Annotated in this window: 9 protein-coding genes; 6 read left to right on the top strand and 3 right to left on the bottom strand. The window is 32.5% G+C overall.

Going from position 1 to position 8,026, the window contains the following annotated elements; translation table 11 throughout:
• Nucleotides 1–42: 42 nt before the first annotated feature.
• From yhhA to Aba26S_RS20040, 6 genes are all read left to right on the top strand, one after another.
• A complete protein-coding gene (yhhA, locus tag Aba26S_RS20065; RefSeq protein WP_002117360.1) occupies nt 43–207 on the top strand; it encodes a YhhA family cyclophane-containing RiPP in 165 nt (54 codons plus the stop codon).
• Between the two features lie 2 nt (nt 208–209).
• The gene (gene yhhB, locus Aba26S_RS20060; protein ID WP_002117393.1) at nt 210–1,334 is read left to right on the top strand and encodes a cyclophane-forming radical SAM/SPASM peptide maturase YhhB; all 1,125 of its coding nucleotides are present in this window, start codon (nt 210–212) and stop codon (nt 1,332–1,334) included.
• Nucleotides 1,331–1,915, top strand: a complete 585-nt coding sequence (gene yhhC, locus Aba26S_RS20055) for a cyclophane-containing peptide 2OG-Fe(II) oxygenase YhhC (protein ID WP_043974687.1) — start codon at nt 1,331–1,333, stop codon at nt 1,913–1,915. The genes yhhB and yhhC overlap by 4 nt, the downstream gene beginning before the upstream one ends.
• Nucleotides 1,916–1,920: 5 nt before the next feature.
• Entirely contained in the window at nt 1,921–2,661 is a 741-nt protein-coding gene (locus tag Aba26S_RS20050; protein ID WP_002117382.1) for an HEXXH motif-containing putative peptide modification protein, read from the top strand.
• Between the two features lie 315 nt (nt 2,662–2,976).
• Entirely contained in the window at nt 2,977–4,218 is a 1,242-nt protein-coding gene (locus Aba26S_RS20045; protein WP_002117364.1) for an AAA family ATPase, read from the top strand.
• 3 nt (nt 4,219–4,221) lie between these two features.
• Nucleotides 4,222–6,429: a S8 family peptidase gene (locus tag Aba26S_RS20040; RefSeq protein ID WP_002117386.1), complete on the top strand. Its 2,208-nt coding sequence runs from the start codon at nt 4,222–4,224 to the stop codon at nt 6,427–6,429.
• Nucleotides 6,430–6,625: 196 nt separating this feature from the next.
• On the opposite strand, the gene Aba26S_RS20035 is transcribed toward Aba26S_RS20040, so the two are convergent.
• The 3 genes from Aba26S_RS20035 to Aba26S_RS20030 form a co-directional block, all read right to left on the bottom strand.
• Complete coding sequence (locus Aba26S_RS20035) at nt 6,626–6,892, bottom strand: antitoxin Xre-like helix-turn-helix domain-containing protein (RefSeq protein WP_002121842.1); 267 nt, start codon at nt 6,890–6,892, stop codon at nt 6,626–6,628.
• Entirely contained in the window at nt 6,855–7,025 is a 171-nt protein-coding gene (locus tag Aba26S_RS21210) for a hypothetical protein (RefSeq protein WP_002122031.1), read from the bottom strand. The genes Aba26S_RS20035 and Aba26S_RS21210 overlap by 38 nt, the downstream gene beginning before the upstream one ends.
• Nucleotides 7,026–7,289: 264 nt before the next feature.
• Nucleotides 7,290–7,898 carry a hypothetical protein gene (locus Aba26S_RS20030; RefSeq protein WP_043974683.1) on the bottom strand — a complete coding sequence of 203 codons (609 nt, stop codon included), beginning with the start codon at nt 7,896–7,898 and terminating at the stop codon, nt 7,290–7,292.
• Nucleotides 7,899–8,026 lie beyond the last annotated feature (128 nt).

The following is an 8,026-nucleotide window of genomic DNA, read 5'->3' as shown; positions in this document are numbered from 1 at the left end:
TCTATTTTATAATTAGATCAATAATTAAACGAGTGCACTATCATGCAGCCAACTACACAGTCAACAGTAAATGTTAATAGCATCAAGCAACCAGCTTTAAATAGTGTCGTGTTACAACGACTAATTAAAGAGGTAAAAATGGAAAAAGAACAAATGTCATGCGTTGGCGGTAACTATGACCGAGTTCATAACCGACATAATCGCTAATAATGTTCAATAATTTAGATACTCTGTTAATCAAGGTTGCTAGCAGATGTAACCTTGATTGCAGTTATTGTTATGTATATCAAGGTCAAGATCAAAATTGGGTTAACCAACCTAAAAGAATTAGTAACGAAACAATTGATTCTATTTGCAAAAGTATAGATCAAGTCACCTCATTTCAAAATAATGGTTTCGCGGTTGTACTACATGGTGGTGAGCCATTACTATTAGGTTCTGTAAAATTAAAAGAACTACTTTCAAAATTACGCAGAGTTTTGCCTAATTATGATAAGTATCCAATAGCTATCCAAACAAATGGGATACTATTAAGCGATGAAATAATCGAAATCTGTAGTCATTATAAAACTAGCATTTCTGTAAGTTTAGATGGTGTAAAGAAATCAAATGATATTGCTCGATTCACACATGATGGGCAAAGTTCATTTCAAAAAGTTATAAAAGGCATAGATAAGTTAATTGCCCATCCTGAAAATGATTTTTTATTTTCAGGAACATTATCTGTGATTCAGCCGACTACATCACCTGTCGAAAATTATGAATACTTAAAAAGTATAGGTAGTAAAAGTATTGATGTACTTTTACAGGATGGCAACCATACGTACTTACCAAAAGGCAAAGAAAATTTTGAAAGTTTAGAATATGGTAGATGGTTGGGAGAACTATTAGAGCATTATCTGAATGACCCTAATCCAGTTCCAATTCGCTTCTTTGACGATTTAATAAAAATAATTCTTGGAGGAAATCCTGACAAAGAGGGAAAAGGAGAAAACTCTTATGGAATTTTAGTAATTGAGACTAATGGAGACATCCGTAAAAATGACACATTAAGGGCAACTTTTAATGGTGCTGATTACTTTGAGAATAATCCTAATATTAATGTGCCGAATGCCTTATTAAATGTTCTAAGATCTAATGAGTATAAAGAAAGTTCTAAAATTCAAAAGCCTACATGTAAAGATTGTATCAACTGTGAAATAAATTTCATTTGTGGTGGCGGGATGCCTTTATCAAGGTGGAGTAAAGAAAATGAATTCGACAATCCATCTATTTACTGTCAAGATCATAAACACTATATTTATAAACTATTAAGTTTAATGGGAATTAAATGATTAATATTTCAAAAGATATACCTCTAGAGATATATCCTTATAAACATTTTTTTTCTAATTATTCTATAGATGAATGTTTAAAAGAAAGCATACAAAATTGGCTATTAAATGATGCCCAATGGAACTTAGTAGAAGCCAGTTTTTATACACAATATGAGTTTAGTTTAAAAGATACTGAATTACCGCACTTCCTAAAATTTATAATATCAACTGAATATCTTTCAGACTTAAAGGCAAGGATGGAAAAGATTTATGCAGTTGATTTACTTGATAACATTGATGTAGTAGCTCATAAATTAACGAAAGGTCATGTCATAAAAATACATAATGATTTTCTAAATGAAGACTCAATAAAAGAAAGTCACAGACTACTTATGCATTTCAACTCGAACTGGAATGTTGAGAACGGTGGATTATGTATGATCTTCACTAACAATGATGCATCATCGATACATAATATAATAGTTCCTACAGGAAATTTACTACAAAGCTTTGAAATATCAGAAAATTCTCATCATGCTGTAAGTGAGATATATTCAGGAAAGCGACTCACTATTATTTTTACTTTTTATTCGAGATAATTTTCATGCATAATTTTTTATATCCGTCTAAAGAAAATATTTTAGATTTATTAGATAGTGATATTCACTATAGAAACTACAATACTTTTGACTATATAAATGACTTAAATAACTTAAATGAAAATTTATGCATATTACAAAAGTTACCAGATTACATGTCTAATATTTGGTCAGATATTGGCATTAATCTTGATCAAACATATGATCTTAAAAATTCAATGCTACAAATTAAAGATACTTTTGAATATATTACCCAATATGATAATGATCATATGGGTTTTTATACAAAGTCATTAATTAAGTCGATTCATTTATTAAAAACAGAAAATGATTATAATGATATTAGTTTTAGCGACCCGAATTTACCTTATACAGTTTTCATAAATTTACCTGATATTAATCTAGAAAATTGGCTTGAAAGGACTGTAGAAAATTTGATTCATGAAACTATGCATTTACTACTATCTTTATTAGAAAAAAAATATGATTTCTATCTTTCGACAAATAAAAAAATATATTCTCCTTGGAAACATGAACCTCGAAATAGTAAAGGAATACTGCACGCTATTTATGTATTTTCACATCTAAAAAAATTCTGGGAAAAAGTCTATAGGTCAGAGAAGACTTCCTTCTCAAAGAAACGCATAGAAGAAATTCAGAAACAATTAAGTCTTCTAAAAGTTGAAGAACTAACAGATTTTTATTCCAATGATGGATTGAAAATTTTAAACCTCTGTTTTATTTAATAAAAATTTTAGAATAAAATGAATAAATAAAAAATAAACACATATATTACAAAAACTTAAAGAATAGTGTTAACAATTTTGTAAAATTTTAAGCTTAGCTCTCAAAGTTAAAAAACTTCAACATGGCTATATCGCTAAAAATCAATTAATTTTCATCTAAGCGACATTTCATGACGCAACCATTTTGTTAGATTAAGAAAATACAATCCCCAAAAAAATCAAAATAAGCATCTGATTTAAATAAGTTTTACCTCAAAAGAGTACAAATTAAATTCATCATTTTTTTAGCAATATCATTAAAATAGATTAAGTAAGATGATGACTAAAGCCATATATTTGACTATAATCAACAAATGTAAATATTTTAGTCAATTTATTTACCAATATATTTCAATTAGTTACATCAAAAATGGCGATTTTACCAAAATGAATAGAGATTTAGTCACAATTTCCAGATTGGCACTATCAGGTAGTGAAGTGGATTTACGTCTATTTCTTGCCAAGCATATTCGCAAAATAAAAAAAGATGATATTGAAACGGCAATAGCTTTAGAGAATCTCCTAAAGACTCAATCGTCATTTAGCCCATCAGTATTACGTAAAAAAAATCTTTCTGAACCCGAAGTAAATAAAAACCAAGATCATAATAATCTCGATGAAGAATTGGCCTCTTTAATTAAGGTTTGGAATCCAAGTAGTACTTTAGAAAATATTTATTTATCTTCAGATATAAGAATGGCTCTAGAGTTAATTATCAAAGAAAGGTCTATTACAAATTTAAATGCACTAACTTCAAGAGGGCTCAAGCCAGTTACCACAGCAATCTTTCAAGGCCCTCCCGGGGTAGGAAAGTCCTTAGCTGCAAAATGGCTAGCAAAGCAGTTAAACCTCCCTCTTTATATTTTAGATTTAACTGCTGTCATGAGTAGCTATATGGGGAAAACAGGGAATAATCTTCGTAAAGTATTAGATTTTGCCAAAAGCCATTCCTGCATCATCTTCCTAGATGAAATAGATGCTATTGCAAAAAAACGTGGAGATAATTCCGACGTTGGTGAACTAAAACGACTAGTAACTATTTTATTACAGGAGTTAGAAAGCTGGCCCGAACAAAGTTTATTATTAGCAGCTACAAATCATTTTGAATTAATCGACCCTGCTTTATGGAGACGATTCGATATGGATTTGACTTTTAAATTGCCTACAAGTAAAAATATTGAAATTGCACTAAAAGACTATTTAGCAGATGATTTTGATTATTTTTTACCGTGGCTTGACTTAATTAAGTTAAAAATGCAAGGGCTTTCATTTAGTTTAATGAAGAGAGAAATTAGTTACCTTAGAAAACTAAAATTAATGGATCAAAGCCTATTTGAAAAAACTATCATCAAAGAGTTAATTCCTGATATATCTAATATGACTAAACAGGATAGAATAAGTCTAGCTTTGCAATTAGTAAATGAGTATAAATTTCCAAAAACACGAGCAGCAGAGTTTATGGAAATAAGTAGAGATACTTTAAGAAAATATCTAAATGGTACCAAAGAGGGGGTATAACGCATGTCAACTAAAAAAATTAACTATTTAATTGGTAATGCTGAATTACTTACCAAGCAAGTTCCCGGCCCAAAAAGGAAAATGGATAAAGTACCACTTTATTCAGCCGATGAAATTAAAACAAGGTTAATTCCTCAGCTAAATAAGCTAATTGAGAGCTCAAATAATCTAAATAACGAGTTATGTCCAAAAGACTTAACAGTTAGCGCAATAACTTTACACCCATCATTCATAGCAAAAACAGCATTCCCATCCAAGTTTCTTAGATCTTTTGGTGGTGTAAACCTAGGAAGTAAATCAACAAAAATCCTACCTGACAAATGGAATAAAGTCGCAGCGCCCGAAGAAACCCCAACAACTAAATTATTTATTGCGGTAAAAAGATCTCAACTGAGTGAATTTAAAAATTCATTAGAAGAATTAACAGATGAAGATGCTCTAATAACAGACTTAGAAAAAATATGGGACATTGAGTTTGTTCAACCAGATTCAAAAATTAAAAATAATCCTGAGCAAGTTCAAGGATATTTTGAAATTGGCTTACATTTACTCCCATCAGGCGACACTGAGTTCATTAAGCGTGAATTTATTAAATTTGCCCAAAAATTAGGGTTAGAAATTCGCGCAGATTTAGCTATCGGAATTTCTAATCTATGGTTTGTTCCTTGTGTTGGCGATGAAAATTTAGTTCATGAATTAGCTAAGTTTTCTTTTGTTCGTGTTATTCGCCCAATTCCAACACTCCGATCTTTTACCCCAATCTTTAAGGCTCTACCTATTTCTGCAAATATTTCTATTGCTAAACAAAAGCCTTTAGATTCATCTATTAAAGTAGCAATATTAGATGGTGGATTACCAGAGACCCATATATTAGAACCATGGGTTAAAAACTATAAACTTGCAGATAATACTGCAAAAGATCATGAAGATGGGCTGAGTCACGGGTTGGGAGTCACATCTGCATTTCTATTTGGCCCATTAAAGCCCGGTTTAATTAATACGAAGCCATATTCCTACGTAGATCATCACCGAGTAGTAGATAGTAAAATAATATATGAGAATCCTTTAGAACTGTATCGAACCTTAAATCATATCGAAGATATTCTGTTATCTCGTCAGTATGAGTTTTTGAATCTAAGTTTAGGGCCTAACCTACCTATTGATGATGATGAAATTCATCCTTGGACATCATTAATTGATAGTTACCTAGCAGATGGTGAAACATTTTTAACTATCGCTGCTGGTAATAATGGCGAGAGTGATTTAGAGGCAGGTCTCTGTCGAATTCAAGTCCCATCTGATTGTATCAATGCTTTATCTGTTGGGGCATCTACCCATATTGATTCTCATTGGAAAAAAGCAAGCTATAGTGCTATCGGGCCTGGCAGATCCCCAGGGCGCATAAAGCCAGACCTTTTAGCTTTTGGTGGTTCACCTGATCAGTATTTTCATATTCCTCATGAACTAAATTCTTCACAAATTGTTCCAACTTGTGGAACCAGTTTTTCCGCCCCCTATCTATTAAGAAGTGCTGTCGGAATACGAGCTGTGCTAGGAGAACAAGTTTCTCTTATGGCAATTAAAGCTTTGTTAATACATAACTCAATTAAAAATGATGAATCTAAAAATCATATTGGTTGGGGAAAAATTCCAGAAAACTTAAATGATTTTATTGTTTCACCAGATGGTGTTGTTAAAATCCTATACCAAGGAGAGTTAAATCCCGGCAAATACTTAAACGTTCCGTTACCAATCCCATCTGATGGTATAAATGGAATGATTTCTATTAAAGCTACATGCTGTATAGCTTGTGATACTGACCCCCAAGACTCTGCAATGTATACAAAAGCAGGCATCACAATTAAATGGAATCCTAAAATAGGGAAAGGATCTCAGCCATTTTTCAAGCAGACTACATTTGCAACAGAAGCAGAATTAAGATCCGATGCAGGAAAATGGGAAACTGTACTTCATAATCAAGTGAATAAACGAGGAAGCAGTATGGAAGAACCTGCTTTTGAATTACATTATTCTGCAAGAGAAAATGGAGCAGATGCCGGCTCTAGAGCAAGACCAATAAAATATGCATTTCTGGTTACTATTGAAGCGCCTAAAAATCAGGATATATTTACTGATATTCTGAATGAGTATTCACACATTCTATCTGAAATAGAACCACAAATTGATTTACCAATTCAAATTCAATCTTAATTAGTCTTCAAAAATAGTTAGCAATTAAAATATTTGCTAACTATTTTTAAATAATTACTTAAAAATTTAATTTTTATCAACTATAACCCATTATTTCTTAAGTGATTCACCTCAACTAAATTTAGTAAAGAGAGTAAACCACCGATGCTCTGAATCTGCTCAATAGGTACGCCTCTGATCGCCTTGTTATAGGAATTCATGAAGTAGTTTTCCACTGTGGATCACCACCACTCAACGCATCTACCACATGATAAACACGCATGAGCAATAAGGCCAGTTCTCCTTGCTTAGATGCAGGGTCAAGTACAAGATTGGCTTTTAAGCGGCTGATCGAGCTACGATGCACTCCAATCACAGCTGCAACCTGTGATTGCTTTAAACCGAGCTGATCAGCAGTATTAAGTAATACTTTTGCTAATACCACTTTATAGTCTATATTTGATTGAGTAATATTTGTCTTCATAAGCTTCAATAAGATCAACTAAAATTTCCATTTCTTCGGCTTCAGGTGTTCCTTTATCTGCCTGAAAGATGCTTTCTAAACGGATAAAAGCGTTAGTAAGATCATCCTCATTTCTAATCGGTTTAATATTCACAGATATTTCCCTTTTCTCATAATATCCTCCGATTCCTATTTCCAGAAACAGGAGGATAGGTGTCAACGAGCTGCACTATTTTAAGATGGTTATTTCTGTTTTGTATAATAATCCTCGCCATGCAGATTATAGTCATAGCGTGAAGTTCGATTGATCTTGATAATATAGCTATTATCATTCACCGGAACCGCAACATCCCGCCATTTGGACAGATGGCATAATTTTTTTGAAATCATCTCGCTTTTACTACCTTTCTAATATTTGTTATTGATAATGATCAGCCGAGAGTAACTGGCGGATTTCACTTGCCATTTGAGGACTGCGCCAAGGGAATAGCACTTTTAGGCTATTGTTAGGTTTGAATTTATCTCTTGTCCCAATGTTAACTTGAAACTCTCGCTTCATTGGTGTTCTATGCTCACGTTGGTTAATATGTGTTCCCATCATCGGGTTACTAATCACTGTAGTTGTGGCACTGAAGCGATCTTCGGCCAAGTTATAATGGCCTACAGAGGTAATAAAGTCGAAAGAATATTTGACTAGGCGTTGATCGGGCTGATCAAACAGGATGATTGTCTTATCCTGACTGTTAATCCAGACTCCACGATTTTGATAATTAAAGGTTTCACCCTGACGTTTCAGTTGTTCGGTCATCCCATCAAAGTAGGTATTTCCGTATTGATATAGGTAGTAAATGATCACAAACCAGAATAGGTCAAAGCCAAAGAAGATATAGGCAAAAGCGCCAAAGGAAAAAATTTTGGCGACAATGAGAAAAATCACAATTGGCAAGATCACACATTTTAAAAATAATTTGGATTTTTTTGGGTAGTTTTTGATTGGAATGATTTTTGGTTTCGTTAATTCAGTCATAGTTATTCCCACACATGTTCAATGTAATACTTCACAATCACAAGGGGATAAAAAAGTGTATTTTATAGGCGTGACTTAGCCATCCACCTTATGAATTGTTCTATTTAAAAATTTTTTAATACAGCTAA

Source organism: Acinetobacter sp. NBRC 110496 (genome assembly GCF_000876115.1).
In the GTDB taxonomy this organism is placed as follows: Bacteria; Pseudomonadota; Gammaproteobacteria; order Pseudomonadales; family Moraxellaceae; genus Acinetobacter.
This window is presented reverse-complemented; position numbering and strand designations above follow the sequence as displayed.